Here is a 15567-nt window from a genome sequence, read left to right on the forward strand (position 1 = left end):
TGGGACCGCACAGGCCCTCGCAGCGGTGCGCGAGTAACCTTCTCGCGCCATTCCCGAGGACCTTCCGGCCCGGCGGCACACGGCTGCCGGGCTTGGCACCAAGCGGCCACGGACGTTTCCTGCCAAGCGGGTGACTCCCCACTCGGAGATCCGTGGAGTAGCGTCGGCCAAGCGAACTCGCCGCACGACGTGATCCGCCGGTGGCGTGGCAGCACTCATGCGCACGGTGGCGTCGCGGATTTCTTGCACCTCACCGAGCGTATGCAAAGTATGGAGCCGAGTAGGAACACCAAAGGCTTTATCGGGGGATATTTGCACATGGCAATACCACAGAATGCCTTCCCGGTCAGTCGCGCGGATATTCATCATCTACGCGATTTCCTGGTCAACCAACGCAGAGTGAACGGCTGGACACAGGAGGAGCTGTCCGAGCGCTCCGGCGTCAGCGTCCGCACCATCCGCAACCTCGAGACCGGCGCGAACACCAACCCGCGCCGCAGCTCGATCTCCCTGCTCCTCGCCGCGTTCGGCGACACGGCGGCCGGCCGTCCCGACATGGCCCTGTGGAGCGGCGGCTGGCCGCGGATGCCCGAACCCGCCTGGGAGCCGCCCCGGCCCGCCGCCACCGGCACCGCCGGAGCCGCGCCGCCCTGGCGGGGGCCGAGGCCCCCGTACGACCCGCTGGTGGGCCGGCAGAGCGACATGCGGCACGTCCTGGCGGCGGCCCAGCGCAGCCGCCTGGTCGTCCTCACCGGGCCCGGCGGGGTGGGCAAGACCCGCCTGGCGCTCGCCGTCGCCGCCCGGCTGCGCCCGCTCTTCCGGGACGGCGTGGGCATCGCCGAGCTGCACGACTGCCCGCCCGAGCACCTCGCCCCCGACGCCGCCCGTGCGGCGGTGGCACGTACGGTGCGGCAGCAGTTAACTCCCGACGGGTCGGCGACGCCCGTCTCCGAGCGCGGACCACGGCTGCTGGTCCTGGACAGCGCGGAACACCTGGTACGCGAGACCTCCCGCATCGCGCGGCAGTTGCTCGACGAACACCCCGGCCTCCACCTGCTGATCACCTCGCGCCGCGCCCTCGCGGTCGGCGCGGCGGAGACCTGGGACGTGGGCCCACTGCGCGTGGACCGGCCGGAGGACGGCGACGTGTCCGTGCCCAGCGCGGTCGAACTCTTCCTCCGCCGGGCGCAGTCCAGCCTTCCCGCGCTCGACCTGGGCGCCGATCTCGGCCCGATCACCACCTTGTGCCGGATGGTCGACGGCGTGCCGCTGGCCATCGAGATCGCCGCCCAGTGCCTGCGCTCGCTCCCCCTGGCGTCCCTGCTCCGGCAGGACACGCTCTTCCACCTGCTGGGCCGGATCGACGCCGGGGACCTCTCCCGGCACCGCACGCTGTGGGGCAACGTCCGGTGGAGCTACGACCTGCTGCCCGACGCGCACCGCGAGCTGCTGCGTGAACTGGCCGTGCTGCCGGACGTGTTCACGCTGGAGGACGCGTTGCAGGCCCGTCCGCCGGGCGGGTTCGAGGCCACCCGGGTCGCGCATCTGCTGGCCGAGCTGGCGGACGCCTCGCTCGTACAGGTGGAGCGCGGACAGCAGTACCGCTACCGGGTCCACGCCCTGCTGCGGCACTTCGTCTGCGAGGCGGGCTGCGATCCGCGTGACGGCATGCTGCGGGACACCCCCAGCACCTCCCGAAGACCGGCGGTCGTGGGCAGCTTCTGATCCCGGCAGCACGGGAGGACCGGCGACGAGGAGGGGGTGGGTGCGACGGGTCCCCGCCGCACCCGCCCCTCCAGCTAGGGGTGCAGCCGGGTCGCGACGGGTTCGCGCGCGGCGGCCTCCCGGACGGACCGCAGCGAGAAGTACTCGCCGCCGTCCAGCAGTTCGCACATGTGGGCCTCCAGCCACGCCTGGCCCTCCGCGCCCAGCGGCGCCGCGGGGTCCAGCCGCCGCAGCAGCCGCTGGAGCACGAGGACCAGCCAGCCGCTGCCGCCCTCCCGTCCCCGCACCTCACCGAAGCCGTACAGCCAGGTGTAGAGGCAGGACGCCGCCGCGTGGTGTACGCAGTGCTCGGTGGCCAGGTCCTGCCCCTCGGCGGAGGAAGCGTCGAAGGATTCGGTGCCCGCCCGCTGGTAGAACGCCTTGCGCCGGGCCGAGAACTCCCCGATCACCTCGGACAGCGCGGCGGCCTCCGCGCCCGGCAGCTCGCGCTCGGCGATCCGGCACGCCTCCTGGGAGGCCGCGGGCCAGCCGCGGGTGATCTCGTCCTCGCTGGCGCTGGTCAGCCGCAGGGCGCGGCCCGAGGGCTGCCACACCGGGGCCTCCTCCGCGTCGTCGAAGAGCTGCCGCAGCAGCTCCTCGCCGCCCCGTACGGGGTGCTCCGCGCGCCGTGCCACCGCGGGCAGCTGGGTGGCGATGCTGTGCAGGTTGACGTGCGTGGTGCCCTCGAAGATGCTCGCGATCGCGTGGTCGCGCTGGAGCTTCTGGAACGCGCCGGAGGCGACCTCCTCCCGCAGGTAGCTGCGCGCGCCCAGGACGAGCCCGGCCTCGCGCACCGCCTCCTCGCCGAGCGTCGGCACCAGGTACTTGACCACGGACGACCACAGGCTCAGCCGGGACGGTGCCGCCGACAGCGAGCGGGCCACCGGCAGCCCGGTGCACTCGGCGATCAGCAGGTCCAGGTGAGCGCCCAGCAGATGCCGCCGGATGACCGGGAGTTGGTAGATCTCCCGGCCGTACAGGCGCCGCTCGCGCACCGCGTAGCGCAGGGCGATGCGCAGCGCGGAGTCCATGGTGCCCAAGGAGAGCGCGCCGATGGCGGTCCGGGTGATCTGGAGGACCTGGAGGATGCCCACCAGGCCCGCGCCACGCCGGCCCAGCACGTCGCCGGCGGTCACCGGGACGTCGTGGAAGGCAATGCCGCTCAGGTCGTGGCCGCGCAGCCCGACCGTCTTCACGACCGGCCGGTTGGTCCAACTCCCTTGTGGCATCCGCTCCTTGTCGAGCAGGAGCAGCGACGGCCCGGCGCCCTCCACGGAGGCGTACGCGGTGACGAACCGGCCCCGGGTGGCGTTGCCGACGGGCCACTTCTCGCCGTTGAGGAGGTAGCCGTCCTCGCCGCTGCCGGTGGCGGTCGTCTCGTTCGTGCCCAGGTCACTGCCGTGGTCGGGTTCCGAGACCGCGAAGCAGGCGAGGTCCCCGTCGATCAGGCCGCGGGCGACCCGGCCGCGCTGCTCCTCGGTGCCCCACAGCCACACGGAGTTGACGCCCAGCAGCGCCGAGCCGAACATCACCGAGAGGGTGAGGTTGCGGCGCGCCAGCGAGCGGGTGAGCAGGGAGATCTGCTCCAGGTTCCGCAGTCGCCCGCCGAACGGCTCCGGCACGAGGAAGTCCGCGAACCCCCAGGACCGCAGGAGGTCCACCGCGCCGGGCGGCAGTTCGTCCGCCTCCTCGTGCGCCACGATCTCCGCGAAGCTGAACGGCCCGCCGGGCGCCAGCGGATCGCCCAGGAGGCGCTCCAGGTCGGCGACCAGGTCGTAGGAGGGGCGGGCCGGCGGCCGGCCGGTCACAGCACCGGTGCCTTGGCGTCGTAGCGGGAGAACAGGTCCTCGATCAGCTCGCGCTCCGGCAGCACCGCCTCGCCGTCGGCGACGTTCTTCTCGACCAACTGGACGAGGTCGGCGACGCGCTCCAGCGTCATCGCCACCCCGGGGCCGATCTCCCCGAGTTCGAACAACTCCTCCAGGTTGTAGCTGAGTTCCGCGAGGAGCAGGGAGTGGAAGCCGAGATCGCCCACGAAGTGGTGGGAGTCCTCGACCTGCTCCGGCCGAGCCGGTGCGGTGAGCTGGATCAGGCCCTTCACCAGGGGGCCTACGGCCTCGGCGCCGATCGTATCGGGAGAGTCAGTCATGGCACCGACCGTAGGACTCCCCGCGGCGGGCACCCCAGGCAACAGACCCGGCAAGCACACGGCAACTCACGCCGCACGCACCCGGCGGCGCCAAGTTGCCGCCGTACTGCCTGGCCGCCCCGGCGGTCACGGGCCAGGCTGGCCTGCATGAGCAGAGCCGATGCCCGCACGACAGACCGCAGCACCAGCAGCGGCAGCTGGGTGACCACCCGGTACGCCGCCGGTACGCCCCGGCTGCGGCTGATCTGCCTGCCGCACGCGGGCGGCAGCGCCGCCTCCTACCGCCCGTGGCGGGCCCACCTGCCGGAGGGCTGGGAGCTGGCCCCCGCGGAACTGCCCGGCCGGGGCTCGCGCATGGAGGAGCCGCCGCCGGCCCTCCTGGAGCCGCTGACCGAGGCGCTCGCGGCCGGGCTGGCGTCCGAACTCTCCCTGCGCTACGTGCTGTTCGGGCACAGCTTCGGCGCCGTACTGGCCTACGAGCTGACACTGCGCGCCCGGCGGGAGGGGCTGCGGGCCCCCGAGGCACTGGTGGTCTCCGGCGCGCGGGCGCCGCATCTGCCGCTGGAGCGCGAGCCGGTGGCCGAGGCCACCGACGCGGGGCTGACCGACTGGCTGCGCGCCAACGGCGGTCTGCCCGAGGAACTGCTGGAGTTCCCGGACTTCCTGGAAGTGCTCCTGCGTTCGGTACGGGCGGACGTCGGCATCGCCGAACGGTATGTGATCCCGGCCCCGGTGCCGGTGGACTGTCCGCTGATCACCCTCGCGGGCGCGGCGGACGCCGTGGCTCCGCCACACCTGGTGGCGCCCTGGGCCGAGTACGCCGGCGCCGCCCACGACGCGCACGTACTGCCCGGCGGCCACGGTTTTCCCCAGACGCATCCGGGCGAGACGGTGGCGGCCCTGCACACCGCGCTCACCGGGACGGGCCGCGCCACGCCGGGGTAGTGCCTCGCCGGGGCAGTTCCGGAGGAACGCGGAGGCCGGGTGGCGCCCCTACGTGCCGCCGTGCTGGTGCTGTTCGGGGAGCAGGCTCGCCGCGTGCGCCCACGGCAGCACGTTGTCCAGACGGGGCCCGCCCGCGCCCCCGCCCTCCCGTCCGAAGAAGTCCCGCACTTCCTGGTCCGAGTGCCGCAGGCTGAAGTGGGTCAGCACGAACAGCGTCTCGGGATGCGCCTCGACGAACGGCCTGAGCCCGCTCCACACGGTGTGCCCGACGCGGTCCGCCCGCTCCCGTTCGCTGTCGTGCAGGAACGTGCACTCGGTGATGATCACCGGGTACGTGAACAGCCAGGGGTTCCGTTCGAAGACGCTGACGTGCGTGTCGCCGAGGAACGCGAAGAGCGGTCGCCGCACCTGCCCGTCCACCTCGGCACCCTCCTTGCGCAGTCGCGCCATCATCCGGCCGAACTCGCCGCCACGCCCCTCCGCCACGAGCGAGCGGCGCAGTTCCTCGTAGCGGGGCAGCAGCGCCTTGCCGACCTCGGAGACGGCGTACCCCACGCAGGGCACCTTGTGCGCGCACTCCACCACCCGCACATGGTGTGCCTGACGGCCGAAGGTGAACTCGTCGTCCTGCCGTACCCCGTGCAGCCGGTAGCCGCCGGCGAGTGCCGGGTCGTAGCCCGCTCCGTGGTTCAGTTGCGCCGAGGACCGCAGGAAGGACTCGGCGTAGGGCACGGCGTCGGCGGGCAGATAGATGTCGGTGCCCGCACGGGAGGCGAGGAAGTCCAGATCCTTCACGTGGTCGTGATGGGTGTGGGTGAGCAGCACCGTGTCCGCCTGACGCCCCTCGCACAGCCCCGCGTCGAGGGTGCACCGCAGCTCGGGTATGTGGAAGAACGTCTTGTCGTTCGCACGTGAATAGCCGGTGAGGGTGAACCGGGTGCCAGGAATCCGCCAGGTCTTCCACTGCCGGAACGGGTGCCCCCGTTCGAGCCGCTGGGGGCTGTCTGTCTGCGCCTGCGGAGCCTGCCTCATGGATGCGCCCTTCCCCGACCCGCGGCGGACGAGGCCGTCCGCCGTCCGCACGAGGGCCGATCGTAACGGCACCGCCCGCAGGGGCGCCGCGGATTTCCGCCCGGCCGCCACCAGGCCGCGCCGGGTCAGCGCAGGACGATCAGGCTGGCCACCTGCCGCCCCTGGTCCGGGTTCCAGACGAAGCGCGGGTCGCGCTCGGTGGGCCAGCGCAGGTAGTGGCGGTTGCCGAAGCTCGTGACGCGGCCGTCCTGCCGGATGTTGAGCCGGCAGGAGTGGCCGGAGTCCAGGAGACACCCAGAGGTCACGTCACCGCCCGCCAGCACGAGGGAGATCGCCTGGTCGAGGCCGACGCCGGGGAAGACCGGGCTTCCGGGGCGCCCGTCGAACAGCCGCAGATGCTGTCGGCCGTCGGCCGTCCCGTAGAAGACCAGACGGGTCGTCGCGCGGTCCTTGAGCAGTGGGAAGCTGCCCAGCGAGCGGTCGGTGTTGAGCGGATGGGCCTGCGGGTCGGGGTGGAACAGGGACGGGCCCACGGATATCGCGCCGCGCAGGGAGGGGCTCAGCGAGAGCGGCCCGATCGTGTGTGGTTCCAGCAGGGCGCCTACCCGGGCGAGGGGTCTGGGGCAGCGCAGGACGATGTCATGGTCGAAGATGTCGAGCCGCCCGTGATCGCTGCGGGCCGTGGCCGTGAAACGGCCGTCCCGGGTGGCGGTGAACCCGAGGTCGCTCCACCGGCCGCCGGTGATCACGGGGGTGAGCCGGGAGTCCTCACGGAGTGTGCGGACCTTTCCGGTCCGCGCGTCCGGCTCGTGCACGATGACGCAGTTGGCGTTCCCGTAGGCGTAGCACTCGGCCTCCGCCCCGGTCCGCGTGCCCGCCCAGTGCAGGGTGCGGCCGTCCAGCGTCAGCCGCCCGCGGGCGGGCACCTCGCGCACGGACAGCGTGCCGCCCTGGTCGACCAGGGCGTCCTGGTCCGCGGCGGGCAGGCTGAGCACCTTCCCGTCCCGGACCGCCAGGTTGAGGCTCAGGGTCCGGGGGCGGTAGCGGGAGCGGTCGGCGAGGAAGAAGAATCCGCCGGTGGCCGTGACGGCGGCCTCGTGCCGCCGGGCGTACTCGGCCGTGCACGTCGGCGGCTCGGCGACGAGGATCTCCGAGGCCGCCGCAGCGCTCCAGCTGATCGTGTACGAGTTGGTGAAGGTGCCGCCGCCCAGCCCGAGGGGTTCGGCACAAAAGCCGATGTCGGGGGTGAGTTGCGCGTGTCCGGCCGGGACGGGCCGGTCCAGCAGCGGCGTGAGGTAGGCCGACGCCTCCTCAAGGGTGCGGAAAGCACGCACTATGGGGCTCCAAAGACAAGCGGTGCGACGGAGAGGACGGCAGCGAGGATCGCCGGGTCGCGGCACAGGGCACGTGCCCGGAGGCAGGAGAGTTCGTGCGGGCCCGCGCCCGGCGGGGAGGGGATCGCCCGGCGCAGCCCCTGGGGTGTGGACTGTTCCAATTCCGCCTGCAGGGGCGGCCACAGGGGTGCGAGGGCGCGGAGCCGGGCCAGCATGCCGAGTTCCTCCGCCCAGTGGGTGTCTCCCAGCACCTTGAGGAAGTCCCGGTGCAGTTCGGGGACTTCGTCGTCGGCGACCGCCCCGGGGCCGCGGCTGAGGTATGCCTCGCGCAGCCCGTCCGGCAGGTGCAGCGTGCGCACCTTGGCGAGGCTTCGCACGATGCGGTAGGCGTTGCGCACGAGACAGCGTTCCACTTCCGCCCAGTGCACGATCGCCGGTGCCTTCCGCCGCCAGGCGCCGTAGCCGCCGTACGGGTCGAGCACCAGGCCGGTGGTGGGGCCGCCGCGCGCGACCCGGTCCGCGTAGGTACGCAGGGATTGCTCGTTGTCGAGGGTCAGGTAGACGGCGTCGATGTCGAAGAGGCCGTTGAGGGCCAGGTCACTCGGGTGGTGCAGCACACCAAGGCTGAGGATCGGCAGGCCGGGCGTGAACAGGTGGGCGCCGTAGCCGACGAGGTACGCGTAGCAGTCGGCACCCGAAAAAGCGGGGTTGGCACGGCACTTGGGCCTGCGGCGGCCCACGCGCGCCAGGCCGCGTTCCCGTACGGCGTCGCAGAGCACACGCAGATCCCGGGGGCGGACGGTGCCGCCGCGGACCAGGTACAGGTCGAGGTCGCGCAGCGCGAGCGGCTTCCCCAGCAGGACGTGATCGAGGATCTCGCGTGCGCTGCTGCCGCCGACGAAGGAGCGGCCGTAGCCGTGCCGCAGGAGGATCTCCTGCACCGGCTCCAGCCAGTCCGAGAGTCTTCGTATGTCCTCCGTGCTGCTGTCCACCGTCCGATGATCCACCCGCTGACGGCACGTGTTTCACCGGGTCGGCCCGGGGAGTCAGTCCAGCGGCGCCGACGGCTCCGGGGCCAGGGTGACCGGCAGGGCGGAGAGGCCGCCGAGGAAGTTGGAGTAGACCCAGCGCCGCTCCCCCGCCGGCGCGGCCTCGGCCACCAGCTCGGTCAGGCTCTCCAGCAGCGCGGACAGCTCGGCGCGGGCCAGGAACGCGCCCAGGCAGAAGTGCGGCCCGTAGGCGAAGGTGAGGTGCTTGTTCGGGCTGCGCGAGAGGTCGAACTCGTCGGGCCGGGCGAAGAGTTCCTCGTCCCGGTTGGCGGACGACAGCCAGGTCGTGACGATGTCGCCCTCCTCGATGAACTGGCCGCCGAAGAAGACGTCCTGGGTGGCGGTCCGCCCGCTGTGCAGGGCCGGGGTGGTCCACCGCAGCACCTCCTCGACGGCGGAGGCCGTCGCCACCTGCCCGGACTTCAGCGCCTTCCACTGCGCCGGGTTGTCCATCAGCGCCAGCAGACCGCCGATCATGGCGAACCGGGTGGTCTCGTGGCCGCCCATGATGATGCTGTAGCAGTTGAAGATGATCTCTTCGTCGGTCAGCGTCCGCCCGTCGATCTCCTTGGTCACCAGCAGGCTCACCACGTCGTCGTACGGCTTGGCGCGGCGCTCGGCAGCCAGCTCGGAGAAGTAGAGGAGCAGGCCGTTGCGGGAGGTCCAGGTCTCCTCCTCGGTCGGCACTCCCTCGGCCGACGACAGGGCGGAGGAGGTGAGTTCGATGATCCGCCGCCGGTCCCCGGGCGGCACCCCCAGCAGGTCGCAGATGGCCGCCAGCGGGATGTGCGCGGCGACGTCGGCAGCGAAGTCCACCTTGCCGTCGCGCACCGCGTCCAGGACGAGCTGCCGCGTCCCGCGCCGCACGCTCTCCACCACCACCTCCAGGGCGCGCGGGGAGAAGGGCTTGAGCAGGGCGCTGCGCAGCGTGCGGTGCTGCCGTCCGTCGGTGACGGCCAGCATCTGCCCGGCGGCCGAGTCGCCCCCGGCCAGCAGGGTGTCCAGCACGTTGCCGCGCTCCGAGGAGAAGGTCTCGCTGTCCCCGAGCACCGCGGTGGTGTCGCGGTACGAGGAGACCACCCAGAAGCCGGGGCCGCGGCTGGTCTCCTCCTGCCGGTACAGCGGCTCCTCGGCCCGCAGGTGCCGCCAGAGCGGCCCGAGGTCGTGCGTGGCGTGCAGCAGCGGGTCGGCGAGGTCGGTCTCGCGCAGCCTGCCCGCGTCGAGTACGGGGCGGGTGTCCACGGTGGGCCTCCTGGGTGGTGTTCTCGCGGCCGGTCCTGCCGACCTCGCTGCGTACGGCGCGGAAGAGCGCCGCCTGGTCCGGGGCCGCCCGGCAGGCTCTCAGGCCGTGGCCTGGCCCACCGGCTCCGTCGGGCCGGGGAAGAACGCCGTGGTGGCGCCTGCGGTCTCGCCGCCGTCGACGGTGAACTCCTGGCCGGAGACGAACGACGCCTGCGGCGAGGCGAGGAAGTGGAAGAACTCGGCGATCTCCTCGGGCGCGGCGTGCCGGCGGGCCGGGATGCGCTCGTTGACCTCCGCCAGCATGGCGTCGGTGTACTCGGCGCGCTGCATGGGCGTGAGCACCGCGCCCGGGGCGACGCACGCCGTACGGATCAGCGGGCTCAGCTCCATCGCGAAGGTCTGGCACAGCGAGGTGACCCCGGCCTTGCTGGCGTTGTAGTCCGCGTAGAGCGGGTAGCCGCGCGACCCGTTGACCGAGGCGGTGGCCAGCAGCACGCCGCCGCCCTGACGCTGCATGTGCGGGACCGCGTGCCGCCACAGGGCGAGGACGCCCATCAGGTTGACGTCCAGGGTGCGGCGGGCCTGCGTCTCGGTGAGGTCGAGGATGCCCCTGCGGACGCTGATGCCCGCGTTGGCGATGACCACGTCCAGCCGGCCGCGCTCCGCGTGCACTTCGTCGACGGCGTCGCGTACGGCGGGCCAGTCCGCGACGTCCGCCTTGATCCAGTGCGCTTCGGTGCCGTCCGGCCGCAGGCCCTGCATCGTGTCCGGCGCCGGGGGACGCAGATCGAGGTTGACCACGTAGTCGCCGGCGCGGACGAACCGCTCGGCGGTGGCCTGTCCGATGCCGCTGGAGGCACCGGACACGATGACTGTTCGCATAACGAGCGACTGCCTTTCACTCGGGGGTGGAGGCCGTGCGGCAAGGTCCTGCCGTACGGCGGCGACGCGCGCCGCTCAGACGATGACGCGTGGGTGGTCCAGGGCGTAACCGCTGAAGTTGCGGCGGAGGTTGCGGCTGACGGTGAGCTTCTTCAGCCAGCGGTCGGTGCCGTCGTAGCGGGCGGTGAAGGGGCGGCGGCCGTGCACGGCGCGGTAGTTGTCCACCAGCAGCAGCGAGCCGGGGCCGACGGTGATGTCCTGCTGCACGCGGTGCAGTTCGGCCATCAGGCGGTCCAGCGCGTCGGCGGCCTCACGGTCGCCGGGGAGCACGTCCATGAAGGGGCGGTCGATGCGCAGGTAGGGCGCGAGGCGGTCACCGGTGAGGACCGCGACCGGCACCGGCTGCTCGGCCATCCGCCGCAGCCGGGGAAGGGCGGGGTGGTCGGGGGCGTCGTTCTCCAGCTGCCGGATGTGCTCGGTGTCGGGCATGATCAGGAAGCGGTCCTCGGCGAGCACCCGGCGGTCGTGGTCGCCGAGCCGGACGTCGCGCACGGACGCCACGATGGTCGGTACGAGGTCGGGGTTGCGCAGCCCGAGCAGCAGCAGGTAGTCGCAGCGGTTGGGGTGGAAGCCGTCCTCAGTGTGGAACTCCAGCAGGCTCTCGCTGCCGTAGCCGCTCTGCCGCTCCTCGTCACCCTGGATGGGCAGGATGTTCTGGATGATCCGGCCCTCCTGGAGGGTGACCCAGCCGAAGGGGTCGCCCAGCACCATGCCGCACAGCGCGAGCCACAGCTCCTGCTCGCGCGCGGCGTCGCTGCGCAGAGCGGCCTGCCAGTGCTGCGGGGTCGCGCCCAGGCGGGCCTGGTCGACGGGGAAGCCGTGCACCAGGCAGGCGGCGGTGCGCTCGGTGCGGCGGTAGGAGAGCAGGAAGGTGCGGAGCCCGGCGGGCAGCAGGTCCTCGGCCGCGGGGGCGCGGTCGTAGAAGCCGGGCTGGTCGGGCGGGCCGTACGTGTCGCCCAACGCAGTTGCAGCAGCGCGCAGTTGGACGACCTCCTCGGCGCTGAGGCGGTATTCCATGGGGCTGTCGAGCGCCGTGTCGGCGGGGACGGCCGGCCCGGCCGGGCGGTACTTCTCGACAGTGGTGGGCACAGTGGTCATCGCGGTCATCCTCGCCAGGTCGTGGCCCCTCGGACGGGGCCGCCGGTCGGTCGGTCCTGTACGGGCCGCGCATTGCTGCCGGTCCGCGTGGTGCTGCGCGCTGGACGGCCGAGCAGGGTCCCGGCCGGGGTGTCCAGCGGTCGTGCCGCTGTGCGGTGGTGCGGGGTTGGTGCTGGTGTGCAGGGGGGTGCGGGGCGGGCCGTGGGCCTACCGCCAGTCGTCGGCGAACTCCGCCAGCTCGTCCGGGTCCAGCTCGACGAGCGGCTCCGCAGCCCCGGCCGCGCCGGTGTCCGCAGTGCCGCCGGGGTCCGCGGGGTCCGCCAGCTCCCGTACGGCGACGGCCAGCGCCGCCACCGTCTGGTGCGTGAAGACGTCCCGAGGCGTCATGTCCAGGCCGTCCTCGCGGGCGAGGGTGACCAGCTTGATGGAGACGATCGAATCGCCGCCCAGGTCGAAGAAGCTGTCGTCGACGCCCACCCGGTCGGCGCCCAAAGCCTTGGCGAACAGCGCGCACAACTGCTCCTCGCGCGCGGTGCGCGGGGCTCGCCCGCCGGCGGCGCCGGCGAAGTCCGGTGCGGGCAGCGCCCCCCGGTCGAGCTTGCCGCTGGAGGTGACCGGCAGCCGGTCCAGGACGACGACGGCGGCGGGCACCATGTACTCGGGCAGGGTGCGCGCGGCCCGCTCCCGCAGCGCTGCCGCCTCCGGTGCGGCTCCGGCCGCCGTGGCGACGTAGCCCACCAGGCGGCGCCGGCCGGGCTCGTCCTCGCGGACGACCACGACGGCCTGCGCGACCGCCGGGTCCTCGGCGAGCACCGCCTCGATCTCACCGGGCTCGATCCGGAAGCCGCGCACCTTGACCTGCTGGTCGGTGCGGCCCAGGTACTCCAGCGTGCCGTCCGCCGTACGCCGGGCCAGGTCGCCGGAGCGGTACATCAGGGCGCCAGGCGGGCCGTAGGGGTCCGCGACGAAACGGGTCGCGGTCAGCCGCGGGCGGCGCAGGTAGCCGCGCGCGAGGCCGTCCCCGGCGAGGTACAGCTCGCCGGGGACCCCCGGTGGCACCGGGCGCAGCGCGCCGTCCAGCAGGTGGACCCGGGCGTTGAGGACCGGCTCCCCCATCGGCGGGTGTACGTGCCCGGCCAGCGGTCCGCTCATGGTGGCCATCACGGTCGCCTCGGTGGGGCCGTAGGCGTTGACCATGCGGCGGTCCGCCGACCAGCGCGCGGTCAGGTCGGGCGGGCACGCCTCGCCGCCGACGACCAGCGTCACCCCCGGGGGCAGCCCGTCGTCCGGCATGGCCGCGAGCGACGAGGGCGGCAGCAGCAGGGTGGTCACCTGGTGGCGGCGCACGGTGGCGGCCAGGGCTGGTCCGGGCAGCAGTTCGTCGGGCGTGGCCAGTACGGCGCCCGCCCCGGTCAGCAGGGCGGTGGTCAGCTCCCACACGGACGCGTCGAAGCTGGGTGAGGCGAACAGCAGCACCCGCTCGGCACCGTGCAGGGCGAGGCCCGTGCGCTGCTGCTCGACCATGGCCGCGAGGCCCCGGTGCGGCACGGCGACGCCCTTGGGGCGGCCGGTGGAGCCGGAGGTGTAGATGAGGTACGCCGGGTGGTCGGGCAGCAGGGGCGCGCGGCGGTCGGCGTCGGTGAGGTCCGCGCCGGTGAGGTCGCCGTCCGGCGGGCACGCACCGTCGAGCAGGTCCGCACCGTCGAGTGGGCCGTCGCCGTCCACCGAGCCGTCGCCGTCCAGCCGTACGATCCGCTCCGCGCCCGCCTCGCTCATCCTCTCGGCCGCCGCGCCGGAGGTGGTCAGCACCAGGTCCGGGCAGGCGTCGGCGACCATGTGCCGCAGCCGCTCCAGCGGGTAGCCGAGGTCGAGCGGCTGGTAGGCGGCACCGGCCTTGAGCACGGCCAGGACCGCCAGCACGGACCGGGCGGACTTGGGCACCGCGACGGCGACGAAGCTCTCCGGCCCCACCCCGCGCGCGACCAGGGCCCGCGCGAGCCGGTTGGCCCGCGCGTTCAGCTCGCCGTAGCGCACCTGCCGGGAGCCCTCGTACAGGGCGACGGCGTCCGGGGCGGCGCGTACCCGCTCCTCGAACATCTCGGGGAAGGTGCGGGCGGGCAGTTCCCGGCGTACGGGGGGTGCGGGCAGCGCGGCGCGCTCCGCGTCGGAGAGCAGGTCGATCCGGCCCAGCGGGATGCCGGGGTCCGCCAGGAAGTGTTCCAGGACCGAGCGGACCCGGCCGAGGACGGTCGCGGCCCGCTCGGCGGTGAAGCAGTCGGCGCGGTAGCTCAGTTCGAGGCTGAGCCGCCCGCCGGGGGTCTGGACCACGACCAGGCTCAGCGGGTAGTGCGAGGCGCCGGAGGCGGGCGTCTCGTCGAGGGAGAGGTGCAGGCCGGGCACCTGCTGCTGCACGGCCTCGGCGTCCACCGGGGTGTTCTCGAAGCCCACGACGGTGTCGAAGAGTTCCCCCAGGCCGACGGCGCGCTGCACCTCGGACAGACCCGTGTGGTGGTGGGGGCGGAGCGCGGCCTGCCGGTCCTGGAGGGCGGTCAGGTTCTCCAGCAGCGACCGTCCGGGATCGAGGCGCATCCGGACCGCCGTCGTGTTCATCAGCAGTCCGACCATCTCCTCCACTCCCGGCAGCTCGGGCGGACGGCCTGCGGTCGTGGCTCCGAACACCACGTCATGGCTGCCCAGTTGGCAGCCGAGCGTCAGCGCCCAGGCGCCCTGGAGCAGGGTGTTGAGGGTCAGCGACGCGGAGCGGGCCGCAGCGGTCAGCCGTGCGGTGTCGGCCGGGTCCAGGGCGGCGGTGACCAGCTCGGGTACGGTCGCCGCCGCGTCCTCAGCGCCCGGAGAGACGAGCGAGGGCTCCGCCAGGTCGGCCAGCTCCTCGGTCCAGGCGGCCAGCGACTCCTCGCCGTCCTGCGCGCCGAGCCAGCCGAGGAAGTCCTCGAAGGGCACCGGGGCCGCCGCCGCGTCGGAGCCGCCGCGTGCGTAGAGCGCGAAGAGGTCGCGGAAGACCAGCGGCAGGGACCAGCCGTCCAGCAGGATGTGGTGGTGGGTGACCAGCAGGAGGTGGTCGTCGGGCGCGAGCCGGATCAGGGCCACCCGCAGCAGCGGCGGCCGGGTCAGGTCGAAGCGCCGCAGCCGGTCCTCGGCCAGCAGCTGCGCCAGGCGGCGTTCGCGCTCCTGCTCGGGCAGGTCGGAGAGGTCGACGTCCTCCCAGGGCACGGACACCTCGTCGTGCAGCAGCTGCACCGGGCGGCCGGAGCTGAGCAGGGTGAACGAGGCCCGCAGCGCCGCGTGCCGGGCGACCAGTTTGTCGAAGGCCGTGCGCAGCACGTCGGCGGAGAGCGCGCCCGCCAGCCGCAGGGGGCGCTGCGTGGTGTAGACATCGACGCCGTCGGCGGCCAGCAGGGCGTGGAACTGCATGCCCTGCTGGAGGGGGGTGAGCGGCACCGCGCGCGCCTCGCCCCGGACCGCGCCGGCCAGTTCCAGCCGTTCGCCGTCGGTCAGTGCCAGGGCCGGCCGGGGCGGTGTGGGGGGTGGGGTGGGGCCTGACCCGTCCGCCGGGACCTCACGGGCGACCAGCGCCAGCTTGGCGATCGTCTTGTGCACGAACACATCACGCGCCGAGATCACCACACCCGCACGATGCGCCCGCGCCGCCAAACGCATCGACACAATCGAATCCCCACCCAAATCGAAGAAAGAATCATCCACCCCGACCCGGGAAACCCCCAACACCTCAACAAAAACCCCATGCAACAAACGCTCACACACCGACGAAGGAGCACGAAACTCCCCCACACCACCAAACACCGGAACCGGCAGAACCCCCCGATCCACCTTCCCGTTCGGCGTCAACGCAAAATCCTCCACCACCATCACCAACGAAGGCACCATGTACTCCGGCAACACCGAAGACACCCGCGAAAGCAAACCCTCCACATCCACCACACCACCCGCCACCGCAGGCGACACATACCCCACAACCCGCCGCGCCCCCGAA

At 73.0% G+C, this 15567-nt stretch carries 11 protein-coding genes; 2 read left to right on the plus strand and 9 right to left on the minus strand.

Annotated elements, in window-relative coordinates; all coding sequences use genetic code 11:
• Positions 1-399: 399 nt before the first annotated feature.
• The gene (locus H299_RS37680) at positions 400-1725 is read left to right on the plus strand and encodes a helix-turn-helix domain-containing protein (RefSeq protein WP_486587369.1); all 1326 of its coding nucleotides are present in this window, start codon (positions 400-402) and stop codon (positions 1723-1725) included.
• Positions 1726-1799: 74 nt separating this feature from the next.
• On the opposite strand, the gene H299_RS0121915 is transcribed toward H299_RS37680, so the two are convergent.
• Both H299_RS0121915 and H299_RS0121920 read right to left on the minus strand, forming a co-directional pair.
• The gene (locus tag H299_RS0121915; RefSeq protein WP_027750153.1) at positions 1800-3572 is read right to left on the minus strand and encodes an acyl-CoA dehydrogenase family protein; all 1773 of its coding nucleotides are present in this window, start codon (positions 3570-3572) and stop codon (positions 1800-1802) included.
• Positions 3569-3913 carry an acyl carrier protein gene (locus H299_RS0121920; protein ID WP_051262715.1) on the minus strand — a complete coding sequence of 115 codons (345 nt, stop codon included), beginning with the start codon at positions 3911-3913 and terminating at the stop codon, positions 3569-3571. The genes H299_RS0121915 and H299_RS0121920 overlap by 4 nt, the downstream gene beginning before the upstream one ends.
• A 147-nt stretch (positions 3914-4060) precedes the next feature.
• Here H299_RS0121920 and H299_RS35520 point away from each other — a divergent pair, with 147 nt between their 5' ends.
• Positions 4061-4858 carry an alpha/beta fold hydrolase gene (locus tag H299_RS35520; RefSeq protein WP_037759989.1) on the plus strand — a complete coding sequence of 266 codons (798 nt, stop codon included), beginning with the start codon at positions 4061-4063 and terminating at the stop codon, positions 4856-4858.
• 48 nt (positions 4859-4906) lie between these two features.
• Here H299_RS35520 and H299_RS0121930 read toward each other — a convergent pair whose 3' ends face one another.
• From H299_RS0121930 to H299_RS0121960, 7 genes are all read right to left on the minus strand, one after another.
• Complete coding sequence (locus H299_RS0121930) at positions 4907-5890, minus strand: MBL fold metallo-hydrolase (protein ID WP_027750155.1); 984 nt, start codon at positions 5888-5890, stop codon at positions 4907-4909.
• 125 nt (positions 5891-6015) lie between these two features.
• Positions 6016-7224 (minus strand): hypothetical protein, encoded by a 1209-nt coding sequence (locus H299_RS37685; protein WP_051262716.1) that lies wholly within the window; start codon positions 7222-7224, stop codon positions 6016-6018.
• Positions 7224-8216 carry a hypothetical protein gene (locus H299_RS0121940; RefSeq protein ID WP_027750156.1) on the minus strand — a complete coding sequence of 331 codons (993 nt, stop codon included), beginning with the start codon at positions 8214-8216 and terminating at the stop codon, positions 7224-7226. The genes H299_RS37685 and H299_RS0121940 overlap by 1 nt, the downstream gene beginning before the upstream one ends.
• 54 nt (positions 8217-8270) lie before the next feature.
• Positions 8271-9515 carry a cytochrome P450 gene (locus H299_RS35530; RefSeq protein ID WP_037759991.1) on the minus strand — a complete coding sequence of 415 codons (1245 nt, stop codon included), beginning with the start codon at positions 9513-9515 and terminating at the stop codon, positions 8271-8273.
• 99 nt (positions 9516-9614) lie between these two features.
• On the minus strand, positions 9615-10397 hold the full coding sequence (locus H299_RS0121950) for an SDR family oxidoreductase (protein ID WP_027750157.1): 783 nt from the start codon (positions 10395-10397) through the stop codon (positions 9615-9617).
• Between the two features lie 75 nt (positions 10398-10472).
• Positions 10473-11555, minus strand: a complete 1083-nt coding sequence (gene gntD / locus H299_RS0121955) for a guanitoxin biosynthesis L-enduracididine beta-hydroxylase GntD (RefSeq protein WP_037759993.1) — start codon at positions 11553-11555, stop codon at positions 10473-10475.
• Positions 11556-11762: 207 nt separating this feature from the next.
• Complete coding sequence (locus H299_RS0121960; RefSeq protein ID WP_051262717.1) at positions 11763-15443, minus strand: non-ribosomal peptide synthetase; 3681 nt, start codon at positions 15441-15443, stop codon at positions 11763-11765.
• Positions 15444-15567 lie beyond the last annotated feature (124 nt).

It is taken from the genome of Streptomyces sp. CNH287 (genome assembly GCF_000424825.1).

Bases quoted from the DNA above. Each gene is read 5' to 3' on its own strand.
- H299_RS0121920 (WP_051262715.1), bottom strand. From the start codon at position 3,913: ATGACTGACTCTCCCGATACGATCGGCGCCGAGGCCGTAGGCCCCCTG.
- H299_RS35520 (WP_037759989.1), top strand. From the start codon at position 4,061: ATGAGCAGAGCCGATGCCCGCACGACAGACCGCAGCACCAGCAGCGGC.
- H299_RS0121930 (WP_027750155.1), bottom strand. From the start codon at position 5,890: ATGAGGCAGGCTCCGCAGGCGCAGACAGACAGCCCCCAGCGGCTCGAA.
- H299_RS0121950 (WP_027750157.1), bottom strand. From the start codon at position 10,397: ATGCGAACAGTCATCGTGTCCGGTGCCTCCAGCGGCATCGGACAGGCC.
- gntD (WP_037759993.1), bottom strand. From the start codon at position 11,555: ATGACCACTGTGCCCACCACTGTCGAGAAGTACCGCCCGGCCGGGCCG.
- H299_RS0121960 (WP_051262717.1), bottom strand. From the start codon at position 15,443: ATGGTGGTGGAGGATTTTGCGTTGACGCCGAACGGGAAGGTGGATCGG.